We start from the raw sequence: 225 nt of genomic DNA, 5'->3' as shown, positions 1-225 counted from the left end.
TTAATTACTATCAGCTTTCCAAATTGTTAAAGAACAATGCATACCGGCTCGCGGTGCATGTCGCTCTCCCTTCCCTTACAGGAAGTTCAACAAGCCATCTGTGTGAACACTCAGCAAACATCGAGTTAGTCGTATAGGTAAGGAGGTGATCCAGCCCCAGGTTCCCCTAGGGCTACCTTGTTACGACTTCACCCCAGTCATGAACCACAAAGTGGTGAGCGCCCC

The 225-nt window shown here is 49.3% G+C and carries 1 rRNA gene; it reads right to left on the bottom strand.

The window, feature by feature from the left end:
- Window positions 1-138: 138 nt before the first annotated feature.
- Window positions 139-225 (bottom strand): 16S ribosomal RNA (locus M0413_RS22870); the annotation flags it as partial.

The organism is Shewanella sp. 8A (assembly GCF_023475945.1).
Classification (GTDB): Bacteria; Pseudomonadota; Gammaproteobacteria; order Enterobacterales; family Shewanellaceae; genus Shewanella; species Shewanella xiamenensis.
The sequence above is the reverse complement of the archived record's forward strand: the minus strand, read 5'-3'. Positions and strand labels throughout refer to the sequence as shown.